Genomic DNA, 17,711 nt, shown 5'->3' with positions numbered 1-17,711 from the left:
CAAAAAATAGGAATAAAAAATGTTTAAAAAGCCATTAATTTTGCTTGGCCTTGGTGTTAGTTTACTGCAAGGTTGTAATACAACAGACACAGGTAGCGATGTTTCGGCTAAAAACCTTGATAAATCAGATACTGTAACTGTTACAGCGCAAGAGTTGGCCGAATTAAAAAGTGCAGCGCAGCAATGGAATGAATCGAAAGAGGGCATTGCACGACTATTAATCATAGAGCAAGATTTAAAGTTACTTATTACTCAATTAAGTGCTTTAGAACAGGAAAATAAACAAACCCCATCAGCGTCTTCATCAGCTGCAATAGAAAAACCAATAAGTGCACATACTATAGATACAGGCACTAAAGCACTTGATAATAAAACGATTAAAAATGTACCGGTGATGGCTGCTGCACAAGAAAAATCAACATCGAGTCATGTTGAATCTGCACGCTACGCATTACAGGTGTTATCAGTTACGCAAAAAGGCCAGCTTAGTAATAGTTTACAGACTATGAAAAACACGGCCCCAGCGTTATTTGACCAATCATTTGAAACAAACGTAGAAACCGCCAAAGTAAATAATATTACTTATTACCGCTTAAAATTAGGCGCCTACCAGTCTAAAGAAAACGCACAAGCTGCATGTAAACAATTAAAAGCCGCTAAAATAAATTGTTTAGTGAGTACCTATGTAAAACAACCATTATTAACACAGTAATGTAAAACAGGCATAAATATTGCTTTATTGCTATTAATATATTGGAGGATGGCAATTATGCGCCTGTTATTGTGTTTATTTATAGTTAGTTTAACAGCTTGTACCACAACCGAAGAAGAAATGACGGTTGTTAGTACCCAAGCCCCAGCGCCTAAATTAGCGCCTTATACACTGCATCAATATGTAGGTGATATCAGTGCTCAGTTAAGTAAAGTACAGGGTTCATTTAAAAACTCTTCTCGTATTGCCGTTACTAGCTTTTTAATGGCAGATGCTATAAATAATGGCTTAGCAGATGGGCAAATGGCTGGGTTGAGTCAACAAGTGCAAGAAAGCATTCTTACTCAATTTACTCAGCTTGGTTATAACACCATTGAATATCGGCTTGAGCATACCGTTAACTTATCGTCCAATTACGACAGTATTTTAAGCAGAGATATAAGCCAATTACGTCAACGCCAGAATATTGACTATGTAATTACAGGCACGCTTACACGTCAACAACATGCATATATAGTTAATGCACGAATGATCAATGTTCAAGATTTACACATTGTATCGGCTGCAACGACCGAAATCCCCATTAATGTAATGTGGAGTAGTGAAAAAATACAGCAGCGCGACGGTTATATATACCGTAGCGAATACTAATTAGGAGCACCCTATGAAACGTTTACTATTAACTTTGTGTTTGCCATTAGGCTTTGGTTGTTCGCAAATGGCAGATAACAACGCCTTAAGCAGCGATGCTGACAACGAGCCCCAACTAACTAACGAGCAACGTACAGTGAGTGCGCCGGGGCAGGGTAACTCACTTTTTCAAAATGGTGTGGCTGTTACAAACGACACCAAAAAAATAAACATTCCAAACCGAAAAAATATAAATCACTACGTACGTGGCATCATGCAAGACATGGTTGAAAACTTACAATACGTAAATAGCAAAACCCCCTTAGCAGTATCGAGCTTTATATTTTTAGATGACGACTATAACGAAGCCACCTTACTTGGGAATCAAATATCAGAAAGCTTTATGCACGAACTGCACACATTTGGTGTACCCGTTGTTGACTTTAAAACCACCGATTACATGCGAGTTACTCCTACTGGCGACTTTGTATTTAGCCGCGATTATTTAGAGCTAAGCGAGGTACAAAAATTTAATTATGTATTAGCCGGCACTTTAGTAAATCACCAAGGTGGGGTACTCGTTAATGCGCGTATAGTGGGTTTAAATAGTAAAGCCGTTGTTGGGTCGGCCCAGGGCTTCATTCCTCAATCAGTTGTAGATGCACTTGATAACAGCTACCGCACAGACGGTGTACTGTTAAAACAGGCAAGTAAATAAGTAGGAAATAAACCATGACGAGCCCAGTACATTTAAAAATGCGTTTAAAGCGGTTATTACCAATAAGCTTAGTAATATTAAGTGCCAGTGGTTGCAGTATGCTCACTAATGTTGATGAACAAACAGATAAAACGCATGTTCAGCAAACGGTTAATATAAATACCATGCAGCAAGCCATGCTACAAAATAATGAGCAACAAGCTTCGCCCTACGTTGATACAACGCAATTCGTACCCGTAAAGCATCATAAAACATTAGTTAATTATGTTGAGCAAATGGCGTTAGATTTAACCGACACCATGCAAAGCGAAGACGATAGAACCATTGCCGTAACCACCTTTGTAAAATTTGATAAAACGCTTAATAACAGTACGCAATTAGGCAACCAAATTGCAGAAACCTTTATTCATCAATTACAAAAGTTTGGCTATGGAATTGTTGATTTTAAAACAGCCGAAAATATCACTGTAAATAGCCAAGGCGACTTTGCTTTTTCGCGCGAAATTAATAAATTAGCAAGCCGAAAAATTGCCGAGCAAGTGCTTTCGGGAACCTTAATAAACCGCCCAAATGGAGTCGAGGTTAACGCCCGTATTATCGATATCACCAGCAAACGTGTTTTAGCCAGCAGCCAAAAAATACTCCCTAATTTTGTACTATCAAACGCCAATATTAACCCACAGCCTACCAGCATAAATTAATATGCTAGTAGGCCAAGCAAAGGCCTCAAAGCGATTACATTGAGCCTTGATTTAATTAATTATTTTATTTGCTTTTTAGCTATTTATTTACGGCGAGTATTGTTTTTCAGTTAACCGATAGTTTATTATCGGTGATGTATCACACATCCATGGCCTCTTAGTTAAATGGATATAACGGCCCCCTCCTAAGGGGCAGTTGCAGGTTCGATTCCTGCAGGGGCTACCAATAAAATCAAAGGGTTACGTTTTTTGTTTTTTCTTTCACTTATTTTTTATAGCACATTTATAGCATCGTAAATTGAAATATAAAGAATTAGCGCTGTCCTTTTATTAAAATAGCCAAATTACATTCAAGATTGCTTTATATCAGAAGTGGACGTTAATTAGTCATAGTATATTAAGTGAAAATTTGGCCTCATCGTTTTTTAGAAATTCAAAAACAAAAAATTAAAATTGTTCTAGACAATAAATATTTAGTTTCCCCAAGGCTCAGAGCCATTGAGATATATTGGATAGATTTAATTACTAAATGTAAATCGCTCATCGTGGATACACACAATAGGGCTGCTGGAAGTTCTTGGCCTCCCGCAACCCTATTATGTGGTTTTACTTATATGCTGAAATTTTATTTAAATAAGTTCTTCGATTAGTGATAGAAACTCACTAGAGGGGCTACCCTGTTCTATGTAATCAACAACAGATTTGTAATTTTTATTAACTCTATATTGTTTCATAGTAGGCTTTTGGGGATCCTTATAATTTTCTATAACCCCTTTAGCCATTAGATTTGGTAATTGTTTTACTGCTGATAGTTTTTTTCTGACTTCTTCTTGTTTTCTGGGATAGAAATTTCCTCTTTGATAAAATAGCTTGAAGACTTTTTCTAACTCAGCTTTTACGGTATCCCGTGTACTTTCAAACTCCTCTTTTTTTTCTGTTAATAAATGTTGAATCGAAGTTAAATCACAGCTGCTAGCAAAAAGGTTATTAGATATTTTATAGTTGATGCCCATGCGTGGATCTATATCTTTAAATATTGAAGTATGAAATACAGTATGTTCATCAATACTACATTCCCAAAAATATTCATAGTTATTAAAAGTACAGTTTTTAAGTACTTTTCCTCTGAAATCAAAAGTTGGTTTTGAAGTTGTATTCCCAAATATATCTACTAAACAAACGCCTATTAATGCGCCATTGTCTCCAAATAGTTTTTCGAGTAACTCAGTTCTTGAATTTAGATTGGATTGTTGGTTACTACACTTTTGTAATAAAGTCATAAGAAATGAAACGATTGATGATACAAACATTTCATGGTTAACACCTTGAATATCATTAGCTGTCTCGATCACCTCAATACAAAATATAATAAGTTCATCGTCCAATTCTAATTTTTCAGCAACTGTTGCAGTAAAGCTACTGTCATACTTTAGGTAACCACTAACTATCCTAACAAGCTCATCAGTTATCGTATCAGCATCTTTATTCTTAAAAAAGTAATATACCAGTAGGCCTTTAAAATATGTATCAAATACATCATAGCGAAAATAAATCATATTATTTTCACATTGAATTAAAGGGTGGCCTTTAATTTTTTCGATTAGCGAGTCGTCAAAATCTGAGACAATAGCAGTAAGCTCTTCCTTAATATCGTACAGAGAAATACCGTTCTGTTTGCCTGAGGCTATTCTGATAAATAATTCGACTTGCTGATCTATGGATAAGCTTTCTAGCTTAACAATCTCGCGACGACAAACTTGGGCAACAAGCTGATCTGTATGATTATCTGGAATTAAATATTGGCTTTCAAAAGACTCTTGATGATTTGTACTTAGCCCTTGTGAGTCTATTAAATATCCGATCATATCTAAAAGGAATGGTATATATGTTTTTCTACTTGTAGTTTCTAAAGACACAGAACTTTCTATAGCCAAATTCTCAGCCATCTCCATAGCTTTCACAACTTTTCTTTTATCACCCTTTAATTTTTGTTCAAAGAAATCATTGGCCAATTCTGTATTGAATGCTTTCAATGTAATTTCTGGTAATAATATTTTTTTACCCACTTCATTCCAAAAATGGTCTCGACAAGTAATTAAAACCTTAGTTTTATTAAGACCTGACGAATACTCGTCAAAGATTGATGTAATGAACAGTTCGACATCAAATTTGTCTCCAAGTTTTGCAATGACCTCATCTATACCGTCAAGAACAACAACCAAACTACCATTATCAATTGATAATTGAAGTAACTCCTTATCAAACCTAGCCCCCTCTATATCATCTGCATCCATCAATGCTTTATAAAAGTCAAAAACATCAGAAACTTTATTCTCAATACTAAAATTTCTAGATAATTCACTAATGATTTCTTTTGAATCAATGAAAAGAATACCTGGTTCTGTATTTGTATCGCTGACAGAATCTAAGAACTGTTTAGCTAATGTTGTTTTCCCAATCCCACCATGGCCACTCACAACAAATAGAGGTTCATTTTCTGATTCAAACCATTCCTTTAATCTTGCGATTGCAGGTAAGTCACAAACATCGCCCGCGTCATATAAACCATCAACATAAACAGGTAAATTGAATTTTTCATATGGAAGCATGCAGTCCTTGTACAAATGCTCATATCCAAATTCATCAATAAAGAATACGTATTCAGTATTAAAAAGTCTTTTAATATTGGTCTTTCGTCTTTCAACATCTTTTATTTTTGGCCTGTCTATTAAGATAATTGAAGATTTAATGTTGTTTAATAATTCTCTTTTTTTAATTTCGGCTAGAGTTCTTCCTTGGTTTGAAGATTCATGAATATAAACAAATTCTTTCAATCCAGAAAACCCATCTTCAAGCCTATATATTTCAAAAACAATATTATCTTTCCAATTCCTTTCTTTTATGGGGTATTTATCAGCCAAAGAAAAACTTGAATTCTTGTCTATAAACAACTGAATGGTTTTCTCTATTGATTTCTCAGATGTGGACGGCTCAATTTGTTCATTCATTTTTTTGTATAGAGTCGACTCACTATATTTTAGTAACTCTAACTTTAGAGTTTCAATTTCATCAGGGGATGCAGTTCTCACTTCGTCAGATTTTTGTCCTTTTCGAACCAATATTGCACCTTGATCAAGGTGACGAGTTTTAGTTTTAAGCTCATTCTTCAGCTCAACTAATTGAGTAGGACATGGTATTTCAAAGACTAATAAGTTATCTTCCTCTACGGTTAACATTTTTATATTTATATCAATGAAAGAAGGCTTAGTAACTTTTTCAAGCCTTTGTAGTAAATCTTTTTTAAATCGAGTCAGATTTTTAAGTTGCTTGATGTTGCTCACATCTAAGTTATACGTTTTCTTCTCAGTTTCTGAAAACCCAAAAATTAGATATCGATATTCACCTGCTTTATTTATGTAACCATTAGCTAAAGAAATTAGATCTTTAATTAATTCTCCCCACTTATCAGCCATATCATCAGGCAGAGTAGAGTCATCCCAATACCATTGTCTTTTAAATTCTAATGTAGGCGACTCTTCCTTTTCCAATAAAAGGCTGATTTCTTCTTTCATTACGCTTTCCTTAAATTAAAATCCTGAAGCTTAAAACGGATATGTTTGAAATATAGTATTTTAGTATTAATGTTACACGCAGTTTGTTTTGCATGATTGTCTGAGGTGCTACTTGCTCGTTGTGTTAGAGTTGGTGCTATTATGCTATGTGAGTTTACTTTTGGTGGCGTAAGCTCCATTAAGCCAAAGGATTGAGCTGCCTCTCAGCTATCCTTGCATTGCTCAGCGATTATTATTTCTATTAAATCTAATTTTTGTTACTAAAACAACTAATTTATAGGGTATCACTTTATCTTTCTAGGCTGGTCATGAAAGTGACAGCGTTGATTAGTTGTTAGTACAGTTATTTACAGAACTCCAAGTAAGACCCATTTTGCCATTCTGGCAAATGGTAAGCTAAAGGTAATTTTTGGTTTTGTGTTGGTGTTCGATATGAGTTAAAGCTTAGTTTAGAGATTTAGCTAACTCGTTTCAGCTTTAGGTTATGCCTTTTCTACCTTCTATAAGTAATGCTTAGTGATTATGGCTTTACCAGTGAACCATAAGCCTTTTACTTTAAGTATAAGTTTACCATCGTAATAGTTTTAAAGTGTTTAAATCAACACCGACACCCATTTTACAAGGCTAATATTTTAATCGCTGTTTTTCATTTTACTGTGAAGTGAAGCGCCGTTTTGTATAATCGATGTAAAATGAATGTGTGGTGTGGAGTTAAAATACTTTTAATTAGTTTTTAATTCTCTTATTATTAGCGCCTGTTTTGATTTGAGTCGTTTATGCGCCAGCCAATATTCACACTATTGATTTTGTTGAGTTTACTGTTTACGACAGTGAGCCAATCTATGGCGGCTCAAGGGTTATTGCTAAGTGCTGATATTGCCTTTGATTTGCAATCGGGTAGAGCACATTCTGATACTGTTAATGAAACCCTTAGTAACGATGAAACCCTTAATAGTAATGAAAACTCCAATAGTGATGATTGCTGTGATGTGCCTTGTTGTGAAAATGAGTGTATTTGCGCGGCAAATAGCTGTTTATTAACCTTATATTTGCACCCAGCGCTTTTAAATAGCACTATTTTAATTCAAGCCGAAAGCACGCTGGAACATCGAGTAAGTTTCCCCCGCACTAGAGTAGCCTCTTTATTTCGCCCCCCAATTTTACCTTTTGAATACGCTGTTTCTTAATTTTTTATTGTAAAAAATCATATCTTTTTTTGTTGTACCACAGTGCAACTCACAGCCTTATTTGAGGTAAAAATGCGAAATTACTACTCTAAAGTACTGCTTGCAACAGTACTTGTACCTGCTATGACTTATGCGTCTGAAGATGAACATGGCCATGAAGATCACCACCAAGAAAAAAAAATAGAGAAAATTCAAGTAACGGCTTCTCGCTTGGGCCGAATAGTGAACGAACCCGCCACTCGAATCGAATTAATTAATGGCGAAGAAGTGCAAGAAAAAGCACTAATGCGCCCGGGTAATATTTCTATGCTGGTGGCCGAAACTGGGGGCGTGCGAGTACAAAATACCTCTCCTGCGTTAGGCAGTGCCAATATACGGCTACAAGGGTTATATGGCCGATACACTCAATTACTTAGTGATGGCTTACCGCTTTATGGCGGACAAACTGCATCAATTGGTTTGTTGCAAATACCGCCAACCGACCTTGCCAATGTTGAAATAATTAAAGGGGCGGCTTCGTCTCTTTATGGTGGCTCAGCTTTGGGTGGGGTAATTAATTTGATTTCGCGAACGCCTCATGATGAGTTTGAAGGTGAGGTACTATTAAATGCGACCTCTAAAAATGGCCAAGACGTTACCACGTACATTGCAGCCCCAGTTAATGATGATATTAGCATGTCGGTCACCGGTGGCCTGCATAGCCAAAAAGAGCAAGACCTTGATGACGATGGCTGGTTAGATGTCGCAGAATATACCCGTGCCACAGTGCGTCCTCGACTGTATTGGCAAAACGACAGCGGCGCCAATTTATATTTAACCGTTGGCGCCATGACCGAAACGCGCAATGGAGGCACTAAAGATGAGGCCGTGATGCCCGACGGTGACCCATACAAACAACAACAAGACACAACACGGCTCGATACCGGTTTTATTTTTGATCAACCTATCACGGAGTTAATTAATTTAAACGTGCGAGGCTCTGCCATGCAACAAAGCCACGATCATGTGTATGGCGTTGTCACCGACAGCGACCAGCACGACAGCGCTTTAATAGAGTCGAGTTTGTCGGGTTACAGTGATGCCTTTGCTTGGCTGGTTGGGGTGGCTTATCAATCAGAAGGTTTTGAATCAGACAACTTTTCTGCGTTTAATTACACCTATCAAACACCGGGTTTATTTACCCAGCTTGATTATGAAGCCAGCGAAGCATTGTCTATGTCATTAAGTGCACGTAATGACTGGCATAACGAGTATGGTACTCAGTTTAGCCCGCGGGTATCTGTATTATACAGCCCGAATAATTTAACCGTGCGTGGTTCGTTTGGTCAGGGCTTTTTTGCGCCAACACCGTTTATAGAAGATATTGAAGATGCCGGTTTATCTCGTTTAGAACCGCTTGAAAATATAGAAGAAGAAACGGCAACCACGGCCTCTGTTGATATTAGTTATGCTTATGGTGAAATAGAAACCAGCGTTACTTTATTTGCTTCTGATATTGATAATGTTACCGAGTTAGAAACCATCGACAATTCAGCCATTGAAAATGGTAAAACGGTGCGTATTGTAAATGCCCCCGGGCAAAGTGAAATACGTGGCGCTGAGTTGTTGCTAAGGTATCGCTGGGACGATATTAAATTTACCGCCAGCTACCTATACTTAGATGCCAGCAAGCAAGATGCATCAAGCCAAGGTCGTGAGCCAATTGCGTTAACACCAGCACATTCGGCAGGTATGGTTATTATGTGGGAAGAACACGGAAGTCATTTATTAGGCTTTGAGGCCTATTATACCGGCACACAAGCGTTAGAAAATAATCCGTACAGAGACACAAGCGACGCATATTGGCACTTAGGATTATTGGGGCAAATTACTTTCGATAATATTAGTTACTTTGTAAATGCCGAAAACTTACTTAATGTACGACAAACTAAAGATGAGTCAATTGTACTGACAGAGCAAGCCGCCAGTGGCCGTTGGACAACCGATATTTGGTCGCGTAACGATGGTTTTACGGTTAATGCTGGGGTACGAATTAAGTTTTAGATTTCATTTATTAGCGAATTAAAATAAACAGAGTAAAGGGGCCTTATTAGGCCTCTTTTTATATGCATGTTATTAAAAACACATATAAATACAGACGTTATGAGTTGCTATATAGATAAGTGGCATTGTGACTTTTTATCATTTTGATTATGCTATAAATTAATTTTACACCTGCTAGATTGAGTCTCACTAAGGGCAATATGAAAAACGCGCAAGCAACATTAAAGCGATTAGATTGGTTTAGCCGCTTTACCGACAGTAATATTACCGTGCCTTTTACTCGTTTTAAAATTGGTGTTGAGTCACTCATTGGTTTAATTCCTGGGGTAGGCGATATAGCCGGATTGATCTTATCAAGTTATGTGTTGTTTGAGGCATATAGACTAGGAGCGTCGCGCAGTGTTAAGCGCAAAATAGTAAGCAATATCTTAATTGATTTTGTTGTAGGGTTAATCCCTATTGTTGGCGATATTTTCGATATGTTTTTTAAAGCCAATACTCGTAATACGCAATTACTTAAAGACTATATAAACAAAACAGCAGTACCAAATAAAGCACTCAAAACTAACCGTGTATAACCATAAAAAGCATAAAATGAGCAGCTAAAAAATAATAGCAAACACTTAACTAATCACTAAATTACTACTCTTGAGCGTAGCGTCTCTAAAGCGAAGCGCCTCTTTGTGCAAATAGTGGCTTATTACTTAATCACTTAAAAACCAAAACGCCAAAAAACAAAAAACAATGCTCACAAAGAGAAGAAATGAGGGTAAATGAGAAGCCAAAAAACATAAGACCAAACACGTTCTAATCACTAAATTACTACTCTTGAGCGTAGCGTCTCCAAAGCGCAGCGCCTCTTTGTGCATATATGGCTTATTACTTAATTACTAAAAACAAAAACCAAAAACAAAGCCAATGCTCACAAAGAGAAGCAAATGAGAGTAAATGAGAAGCCAAAAAACAAGACCAAACACTTAACTAATCACTAAATTACTACTCTTGAGCGCAGCGTCTCCAAAGCGCAGCGCCTCTTTGTGAAAATATGGCTTATTAATCACTTAAAAACCAAAAAACAATGCTGACAAAGAGAAGAAAATGAGCAGCCAAAATCAAATTGAATCATTAAATCACTATTTTAAAGTGCAGGCCCTCATCAGAAAGCGTCTTGTTGTGCATTATGTTGTTAGTGATTTTAAAAAATATTGGTGGGTATTTAACCAAAAAGTCACGTATATTTAGCGTAAATTAATTTGTTAAGGAAACGCAATGCAACTATTTATTGGTAATAAAAACTACTCAAGCTGGTCGCTGCGAGCTTGGTATTTAATGAGTAAATTTAAGGTTGAATTTACCGAAAGGCAATTAGTGCTTGATACAGATCATTTTTACAATGAATTATCGCGTTTTTTTAAAGTGCAAAAAGTTCCCGCTATTATTGATGACGACATTGCCGTGTGGGATTCGTTGGCCATATGCGAATACATAAATGATGCTTATTTATCAGGTAAAGCCTTACCTAATAATGTAAAAGAGCGCGCAAAGGCGAGGGCACTGAGTGCCGAAATGCATTCGGGTTTTATGGCACTTCGTAACGAAATGCCCATGAATATACGCGCCACTCGTTTTATAGAGTTAACACCACAGGCTAAAAAAGACATAGCCCGCATAGACGAAATATTTTCTGAACAACAAGCTCTTTATCCAAATAAATGGCTATTTGGCGATTTTAGTATTACCGATGCAATGTATGCCCCCATTGTACTTAGATTAAAAACCTATCAAGTGAGTTTATCGCCAGAAGCGACGGCTTATTGTGAGCGTGTTTTAAATTGTGCTGTTTTACAACAATGGATCACTCAGGCATTAACCGAAACCGATATAGTAGAGAGCGACGAAGCAGGGGTAGATATTTAGTTTTGCTATTTCAGCGGTTAATTCCTCAAAGTGCTTTAAGTTTACCTTCTAAAAGCACTTACTTTTACTTTATATAGAAAAGCCCGTACAATTCGACTCGATTTTAAAGCAGTAAACTGCCTTGTTAGAGTGAATTTTTAAGCCTCATGCACCACATAAATGATCTTATTGCTATTTTTGAACACACGTTTTATCAAAGCCATAATACTCGCTTGATAAAAGGCGATTGTGAACCCGTCTATTTACCTGCTAATAGCCAAACTCCTTATCACCAAATTGTGTTTGCCCATGGATTTTATGCCAGCGCCTTACACGAAATTGCACATTGGCTGGTGGCAGGAGAAAAGCGCCGAGAACAAGAAGATTATGGATATTGGTACTGCCCCGATGGTCGCGATAAACAGCAGCAACAGCAATTTGAGTCGGTTGAAGTAAAACCACAAGCAATTGAGTGGTTACTCAGTAGCGCGGCAGGGTTTAATTTTAATGTATCGGTAGATAACTTAAACGGCGAACAAAGCTGTCGTTTTACTTTTCAAGCCCGTGTACATAAACAGGTTGTTGAGTTATTAAAACACGGAGTTAATACCCGTACACAATCACTTTTACATGCACTGAGTGTGTTTTATTCAATCCCTTGGCCATTAACTGCAAGCCAGTTTAATTGGCAACCGCCGCAGGAGTTAAGTTATGCACTTTAAATTAGGTCTTATTATTAATCCCGTTGCGGGGTTAGGTGGCAGCGTTGCGCTTAAAGGCAGTGATGGCGAAGATACCGCCGCTCAAGCACTGGCATTAGGGGCCGAGCCTAAAGCAAATAGCCGCACAAAAGCAGCCTTAGAAATACTGCTTCCTTATAAAAACAAACTCACCATATACACGATTAGTGGTGATATGGGTGAGCATACAGCCAAGGCGTTAGGTTTTAACGTAGAGGTTATTTATAGCACTTTAGCTAAAACCACACCGCAAGACACCGAAAAGGGTGCTGTGTTGTTACAGCAAGCAGGTGTTGATTTGGTTTTATTTGCAGGTGGCGATGGCACAGCTCGCAATATTTGCCATGCCATTGAAGACACCGTCCCTGTATTGGGGGTGCCTGCTGGCTGTAAAATACACTCGGGTGTTTATGCCATAACGCCAAAAGCGGCAGGGCGTGTGGTTGAAATGCTGGTAACCGGTGAACTGGTTACTTTAAGCGATGCCGATGTTATGGATATAGATGAAAACGCTTTTAGACAAGGCCGCGTTAAAGCAAAGCGCTACGGCGAAATGCAAATACCCAGCGAAATTCGGTATGTACAAGCGGTTAAAAACGGCGGTAAAGAAACCGACGAATTAGTTTTAGCCGACATCGCTGCCCATGTTGTGAGCGAGATGGATGAAGACACTTTATATGTTATGGGCAGTGGGTCAACCGTTAACGCTATCATGCAAGAAATGGGGCTGGAGAACACATTGTTAGGTGTCGATTTAATTAAAGATCAAACACTGGTAGCAAAAGATTTAACCGCTCAGCAATTACTTGAATACACTCACGGGCACGCAACGACATTAGTTATCACCTTAATTGGTGGGCAAGGGCATATATTTGGCCGTGGTAATCAGCAATTAAGCCCTGAGCTTATCCGCAACATTGGCAAAGAAAATATTACGGTTGTTGCTACGAAAACAAAATTACAAGCACTGAATGGTCGGCCACTTATTTGTGACACCGGCGATAGCGCATTGGATGACGAATTAACGGGTTATATAAAAGTAACCACCGGATTTAACGACCATATTATGTATGCAGTGGGGCATGAAAATGAAAGCACCACGCAAAATCAGGAGAAAATATAAATGAGCCTAGTAAGTTATATCGACGCAGCACAGCAATACTTTGATGACTTAGTGGTAAAAGCAACCGATGATGAGTTATTTGCAGGCGGCTACCTTCGTGGCCATTTTGATTTAGCGGTCGGTTATGCCGAAGTTGAAGAGCTAACTATTACGATTGAGGAACTTAACGAAACCGTAGAGCAAAGCTTAGTAAAAGCATACCGCAATGGTGAGTTAAACGAAGAAGACAAAGCATTGGTTGTTAGGTTATGGGAAGAAGTAAAAGCCCTAGTTAAATAAACCTTATTACAGAATAAACCGTCGCTGATATGTTTTACTTATTAGCGACGACCTTCCTTGATCATGAATACTCAACCGCATCCCCAGCGTGTACATTGTAGTGGCATTGTATCAACACAAAACCAATGCTCACAAAGAGAATGAGAAGCCAAAACATCATCTAATCACTAAAGAACTGATCACTTCTCCAAAGCGCAGCGTCTCTAAAGCGAAGCGCCTCTTTGTGCAAATAGTGGCTATTACTTAAGCACTTAACCAGTTAATCACTTAAAAACCAAAACCAATGCTCACAAAGAGAAGAAAATGAGGGTAAATGAGAAGTGAAAAACATAAGACCAAACACGATCGAGTCACTAAATTACTACTCTTGAGCGCAGCGTCTCTAAAGCGAAGCGCCTCTTTGTGCATATAGTGGCTTATTACTTAATCACTTAAAAACCAAAAACAAAAACCAATGTTCACAAAGAGAAGCAAATGAGGGTAAATGAGAAGCCAAAAAATAAGCTCAAACACGATCGAGTCACTAAATTACTACTCTTCAGCGCAGCGCCTATTTGTGCAAATAGTGGCTTAATCACTAAATTACTACTACTTTAGCGCAGCGTTTTATAGTGCATAAAGTGGCTTATCAGTTAGTTTTAGGCACAAAAAAACCTTGTTTACAAAGTAAACAAGGTTTTTATACTAATAAGCTTTTGCTTATTTAGCTGTGAAGCTCACTGGGCGACGTTCTTTACGAGGACCGCCACGCTTATCACCGCGTTGGTTGTCTTTGTTAAAGCTACGCTTTCTGTCACCAGCAGGGCGTTCAGAACGCTCAGCACGTGGCTCAGAAGGGCCTTGATCTGGTGCTAATGTCATTCCCATTGGGCGTTTACAAATAAACACTTTTTGGAAGTGATCTAGCACATCTTTAGGCATGTTTTGCGGTAATTGAACCGTACTGTGATTATCGTGAAGACGAATATCACCAATAAACTTGCTTGAGATGTCAGCTTCGTTAGCGATAGCGCCAACAATGTTTTTAACTTGAACACCGTGCTCACGACCCACTTCGATACGGTAAGTATCCATTGGTCCAGCATCACGACTGTTACGTTCGCGAGGTTTACGCTCTGGGCGGTCACCACGATCACCGCGGTCGTTACGACGGCCACGATCATTACGATCGCTGCGTTCGTTACGTGCATTACGCTCACGAGGTTGAATTTTAACTTCTTCAACTTTAATAGGCGATTGTTGCTGTGCTAAACACAGTAATGCACCGGCTAAGTCTTCAGGAGCAAGTTCAAGCTTTTGAGCCATGTTAGCAGCGACTTCATTGAAGAATGTAATATCTTTGTTTTCAAGTGCAAGCGTTAGCTTTTCTTGTAATGCATTGATACGTTTTTCTTCAACAACTTTAGCTGTTGGTAAATCAACTTGTGCAATTTCTGATTTAGTATGACGAATGATATTTTTAAGTAAGTAACGTTCGTTATGCTTAACAAATAAAATTGCTTTACCAGTACGGCCAGCACGACCTGTACGGCCAATACGGTGAACGTAAGCTTCAGAATCTTGTGGAATATCGTAGTTGATAACTAAGCTTAAACGGTCTACATCAAGACCACGTGCAGCTACATCTGTTGCAATTACAACGTTCAGCATGCCGCTTTTTAAGCGATCAACAGTACGTTCACGTGCTTGCTGGTTCATATCACCGTTAAGTGGAGCTGCAGAGAAACCTTCGCGCTCTAATAGCTCAGCAAGTTGAACCGTGTCGTTACGTGTACGTACGAAAACAATAGCACCTTCGTATTGTTCAGCTTCTAAGAAACGAACAATGGCTTTGTTTTTGTGTACGTGGGCATTCCAAAACACTTGCTCTACAGATGATACTGTTGAGTTACGCGCAGAAATATGAACCTGTTCAGGGTTATTCATATATTTGCTGCTGATGTTTTGAATTTGCTTAGGCATGGTTGCAGAGAAAAGACATGTTTGCTTTTCGCGCGGTGTTTTTTCCATGATGTTTTCAACATCATCGATAAAGCCCATACGTAACATTTCATCGGCTTCATCAAGTACAAGTGCTTGTAAAGCATCAAACTTGATAGTGCCACGGTTAATGTGATCGATTAAGCGACCCGGTGTAGCAACGATAATTTGCGCGCCACGACGAAGTGCACTTAATTGGATGCTGTAGCTTTGGCCACCATAAAGTGCCAATACTTCAACACCACGAGTGTGTTTAGCATATTGTTCAAATGCCTCAGCAACTTGGATCGCAAGCTCACGTGTTGGAGTGAGTACAAGGATCTGTGGCTGTTTCACAGACGGGTCAATATTATTTAGTAATGGCAGTGCAAATGCTGCTGTTTTACCTGTACCCGTTTGTGCTAGTCCCAGTACGTCCTTTCTTTCTAGCAATAACGGTATACATTGAGCTTGGATTTCAGATGGTGTCTTGTAACCCAACTCTTCAACTGCCTTCAAAATTGCAGGAGAAAGATTTAGAGATTCAAACGTGACTGGTTCTGACATTAATACGCCTCAACGAATTTAAAGAGGCGCGCATTGTATAGGAAATACGAGGCAATTGCTTGTATAAATTACAACTAATTTCTATGTTATTGATGTTGGTCGAAATTTAACCAGTTAAATTATGTGCTTTTATTACAAAATTGCGTGCCTAATCGAAATTTACTTTGCCACGCTGCCCATTTATTAGGGTAAAACAAAAAAGCGTGTTAAATAAATTATTCAACACGCTTTTGGGGTAGACGTAAATTTAATGTTTACTTGTAAAGCCCTAAGTTTTCTTTTGCGTACGCTTCAAACTCTGTAAAACCACCAATATGGGTTTGATCTACAAAAATTTGTGGCACTGTTGGGCAAGGTTTACCTGCTGATTTTTCAAGATCGGCTTTGCTTATGCCTTCTTTGATAATATCGATGTAACGAAATTTAAAGTCGTCACGTTCGTCGGTAAGTTTTTGCGCAACATCTTTAGCACGAACACAAAATGGGCAGCCTTCACGGCCAAAAATAACGGTAAGCATAATCATAGTCTCCTGATAAGTTGATAAAGCTATGATAATTGATTGCTCAAATAATTACAGTGGTAAAAAACGATTTCACCATTCTGTAAAATCAATTAATTAGTTATCTTGGTGTTGCTCTCGAGCGTCTTCAATTTGCTGTGCTAGCTCACGTGCTTGCTGTTTTGTTTTTTCGCTTAATTCACCAGCCGCTTCTTTTGACTTTATCCATGCTTCAACGGCAACTTCTTTACCATCGTCGTACATGTCTAAGCCAAGCTCTTTGCTTTCGCTTACTAAGCTTTGAAACGACTCATCGTTCATTAGTTCGTTTGTTTTATCTTTAACACCGGTCCATGCATCACCAAGTTTTTCTTGCATTTGTGCTGAGGTATTTTTTGCTTCTTCTTTTACTTCGTTAGCATCTTCACAGCCAGTTAAAGTAATAAGCGTGCCTATCAATGCTAAACCTGCTAATTTGTTCATAGGTATTCTCCATAAATTAAGTTTCTGGGTCAGTATAGAGGATAAAAATGAACGTAGACGTAACGCCTCGATTAAATTTTAAATTAATGACACCCAATGATTGGCCTTTGTTGTGGGAACTCGATCAAGACCCTGCGGTTATGAAATATTTAACGCGTGGTAAAGCTTCTACACAACGTGATATTAAAGAAAACGCGTTGCCGCGCTTGCAAGCCTTTACTAACGACGAAAAAGGATGGGGGCTTTGGCAAGTCAATATAACAAGCAGTAACACGTTTATTGGTTGGGTACTTGTTAGGCCAATGGACTTTTTTACTGATAATCCAAACTATAACGATATTGAAATTGGCTGGCGTTTTAAGCAAAGTAGTTGGGGGAAGGGGTATGCAACCGAGGCCGCAATAGCGATTTGTGATGAGATTAAAGGACACGCCAACATTAAAACACTAAGCGCAACAGCGTTATTAGAAAATACCGCATCGATTAATATTATGAAAAAAATAGGTATGGTGTTTATTAAACATTATACCCACAGCGATGAGTACGGCGATTTAGCAGCTGTGCTCTACCGTAAAAAAATAACAACTAATAATTTATAAAA

At 38.2% G+C, this 17,711-nt stretch carries 16 protein-coding genes and 1 tRNA gene; 13 read left to right on the top strand and 4 right to left on the bottom strand.

Translation table 11 applies throughout. The features are described 5' to 3' along the window. Positions 1-19 precede the first annotated feature (19 nt). The 5 genes from J8L70_RS01445 to J8L70_RS01425 all read left to right on the top strand — a co-directional run bounded on the left by J8L70_RS01445 (position 20) and on the right by J8L70_RS01425 (position 2,987). Positions 20-712 (top strand): SPOR domain-containing protein, encoded by a 693-nt coding sequence (locus J8L70_RS01445; RefSeq protein ID WP_211053688.1) that lies wholly within the window; start codon positions 20-22, stop codon positions 710-712. A gap of 57 nt (positions 713-769) precedes the next feature. Further along, positions 770-1,363 (top strand): FlgO family outer membrane protein, encoded by a 594-nt coding sequence (locus J8L70_RS01440; RefSeq protein ID WP_211053687.1) that lies wholly within the window; start codon positions 770-772, stop codon positions 1,361-1,363. Positions 1,364-1,376: 13 nt separating this feature from the next. Then, a complete protein-coding gene (locus J8L70_RS01435; RefSeq protein WP_211053686.1) occupies positions 1,377-2,060 on the top strand; it encodes a FlgO family outer membrane protein in 684 nt (227 codons plus the stop codon). Between the two features lie 14 nt (positions 2,061-2,074). After that, positions 2,075-2,761: a FlgO family outer membrane protein gene (locus J8L70_RS01430; protein WP_247664648.1), complete on the top strand. Its 687-nt coding sequence runs from the start codon at positions 2,075-2,077 to the stop codon at positions 2,759-2,761. A gap of 151 nt (positions 2,762-2,912) precedes the next feature. Further along, positions 2,913-2,987: transfer RNA gene (locus J8L70_RS01425), tRNA-Arg, on the top strand. Between the two features lie 403 nt (positions 2,988-3,390). Here J8L70_RS01425 and J8L70_RS01420 read toward each other — a convergent pair. Further along, positions 3,391-6,333, bottom strand: coding sequence for an ATP-binding protein (locus tag J8L70_RS01420; protein ID WP_211053685.1), 2,943 nt, complete (start codon positions 6,331-6,333; stop codon positions 3,391-3,393). Between the two features lie 776 nt (positions 6,334-7,109). Between J8L70_RS01420 and J8L70_RS01415 the strand changes: the two genes are divergently transcribed. The 7 genes from J8L70_RS01415 (at position 7,110) to J8L70_RS01385 (ending at position 13,601) form a co-directional block, all read left to right on the top strand. Further along, positions 7,110-7,520 carry a hypothetical protein gene (locus J8L70_RS01415; RefSeq protein ID WP_211053684.1) on the top strand — a complete coding sequence of 137 codons (411 nt, stop codon included), beginning with the start codon at positions 7,110-7,112 and terminating at the stop codon, positions 7,518-7,520. 72 nt (positions 7,521-7,592) lie between these two features. Beyond that, positions 7,593-9,563, top strand: coding sequence for a TonB-dependent receptor (locus J8L70_RS01410; protein WP_211053683.1), 1,971 nt, complete (start codon positions 7,593-7,595; stop codon positions 9,561-9,563). 200 nt (positions 9,564-9,763) lie between these two features. After that, complete coding sequence (locus J8L70_RS01405) at positions 9,764-10,141, top strand: DUF4112 domain-containing protein (protein WP_211053682.1); 378 nt, start codon at positions 9,764-9,766, stop codon at positions 10,139-10,141. Between the two features lie 691 nt (positions 10,142-10,832). After that, positions 10,833-11,480, top strand: coding sequence for a glutathione S-transferase family protein (locus J8L70_RS01400; protein WP_211053681.1), 648 nt, complete (start codon positions 10,833-10,835; stop codon positions 11,478-11,480). A gap of 146 nt (positions 11,481-11,626) precedes the next feature. After that, positions 11,627-12,181 (top strand): elongation factor P hydroxylase, encoded by a 555-nt coding sequence (locus J8L70_RS01395; RefSeq protein WP_211053680.1) that lies wholly within the window; start codon positions 11,627-11,629, stop codon positions 12,179-12,181. After that, on the top strand, positions 12,171-13,322 hold the full coding sequence (locus J8L70_RS01390) for an ATP-NAD kinase family protein (RefSeq protein WP_211053679.1): 1,152 nt from the start codon (positions 12,171-12,173) through the stop codon (positions 13,320-13,322). Before J8L70_RS01395 ends, J8L70_RS01390 begins: the two co-directional genes overlap by 11 nt. Next, positions 13,323-13,601 carry a YfcL family protein gene (locus tag J8L70_RS01385; RefSeq protein WP_211053678.1) on the top strand — a complete coding sequence of 93 codons (279 nt, stop codon included), beginning with the start codon at positions 13,323-13,325 and terminating at the stop codon, positions 13,599-13,601. A gap of 699 nt (positions 13,602-14,300) precedes the next feature. Here J8L70_RS01385 and J8L70_RS01380 read toward each other — a convergent pair. The 3 genes from J8L70_RS01380 to J8L70_RS01370 form a co-directional block, all read right to left on the bottom strand. Then, complete coding sequence (locus J8L70_RS01380) at positions 14,301-16,127, bottom strand: DEAD/DEAH box helicase (RefSeq protein WP_211053677.1); 1,827 nt, start codon at positions 16,125-16,127, stop codon at positions 14,301-14,303. 254 nt (positions 16,128-16,381) lie between these two features. Next, positions 16,382-16,645 (bottom strand): GrxA family glutaredoxin, encoded by a 264-nt coding sequence (locus J8L70_RS01375; RefSeq protein WP_211053676.1) that lies wholly within the window; start codon positions 16,643-16,645, stop codon positions 16,382-16,384. A gap of 99 nt (positions 16,646-16,744) precedes the next feature. Further along, positions 16,745-17,110: a hypothetical protein gene (locus J8L70_RS01370; protein WP_211053675.1), complete on the bottom strand. Its 366-nt coding sequence runs from the start codon at positions 17,108-17,110 to the stop codon at positions 16,745-16,747. Between the two features lie 41 nt (positions 17,111-17,151). Between J8L70_RS01370 and J8L70_RS01365 the strand changes: the two genes are divergently transcribed. Further along, complete coding sequence (locus J8L70_RS01365) at positions 17,152-17,709, top strand: GNAT family N-acetyltransferase (RefSeq protein ID WP_211053992.1); 558 nt, start codon at positions 17,152-17,154, stop codon at positions 17,707-17,709. Positions 17,710-17,711: the final 2 nt, after the last annotated feature.

It is taken from the genome of Pseudoalteromonas sp. MMG010 (genome assembly GCF_018100905.1).
In the GTDB taxonomy this organism is placed as follows: Bacteria; Pseudomonadota; Gammaproteobacteria; order Enterobacterales; family Alteromonadaceae; genus Pseudoalteromonas.
Note: the sequence above shows the minus strand (reverse complement) of the source record. Positions and strands in the feature narration are given on the sequence as shown.

Bases quoted from the DNA above. Each gene is read 5' to 3' on its own strand.
- J8L70_RS01420 (WP_211053685.1), bottom strand. From the start codon at position 6,333: ATGAAAGAAGAAATCAGCCTTTTATTGGAAAAGGAAGAGTCGCCTACA.
- J8L70_RS01405 (WP_211053682.1), top strand. From the start codon at position 9,764: ATGAAAAACGCGCAAGCAACATTAAAGCGATTAGATTGGTTTAGCCGC.
- J8L70_RS01395 (WP_211053680.1), top strand. From the start codon at position 11,627: ATGCACCACATAAATGATCTTATTGCTATTTTTGAACACACGTTTTAT.
- J8L70_RS01445 (WP_211053688.1), top strand. From the start codon at position 20: ATGTTTAAAAAGCCATTAATTTTGCTTGGCCTTGGTGTTAGTTTACTG.
- J8L70_RS01415 (WP_211053684.1), top strand. From the start codon at position 7,110: ATGCGCCAGCCAATATTCACACTATTGATTTTGTTGAGTTTACTGTTT.
- J8L70_RS01385 (WP_211053678.1), top strand. From the start codon at position 13,323: ATGAGCCTAGTAAGTTATATCGACGCAGCACAGCAATACTTTGATGAC.
- J8L70_RS01430 (WP_247664648.1), top strand. From the start codon at position 2,075: ATGACGAGCCCAGTACATTTAAAAATGCGTTTAAAGCGGTTATTACCA.
- J8L70_RS01410 (WP_211053683.1), top strand. From the start codon at position 7,593: ATGCGAAATTACTACTCTAAAGTACTGCTTGCAACAGTACTTGTACCT.
- J8L70_RS01435 (WP_211053686.1), top strand. From the start codon at position 1,377: ATGAAACGTTTACTATTAACTTTGTGTTTGCCATTAGGCTTTGGTTGT.
- J8L70_RS01400 (WP_211053681.1), top strand. From the start codon at position 10,833: ATGCAACTATTTATTGGTAATAAAAACTACTCAAGCTGGTCGCTGCGA.
- J8L70_RS01375 (WP_211053676.1), bottom strand. From the start codon at position 16,645: ATGCTTACCGTTATTTTTGGCCGTGAAGGCTGCCCATTTTGTGTTCGT.
- J8L70_RS01440 (WP_211053687.1), top strand. From the start codon at position 770: ATGCGCCTGTTATTGTGTTTATTTATAGTTAGTTTAACAGCTTGTACC.
- J8L70_RS01380 (WP_211053677.1), bottom strand. From the start codon at position 16,127: ATGTCAGAACCAGTCACGTTTGAATCTCTAAATCTTTCTCCTGCAATT.
- J8L70_RS01370 (WP_211053675.1), bottom strand. From the start codon at position 17,110: ATGAACAAATTAGCAGGTTTAGCATTGATAGGCACGCTTATTACTTTA.
- J8L70_RS01390 (WP_211053679.1), top strand. From the start codon at position 12,171: ATGCACTTTAAATTAGGTCTTATTATTAATCCCGTTGCGGGGTTAGGT.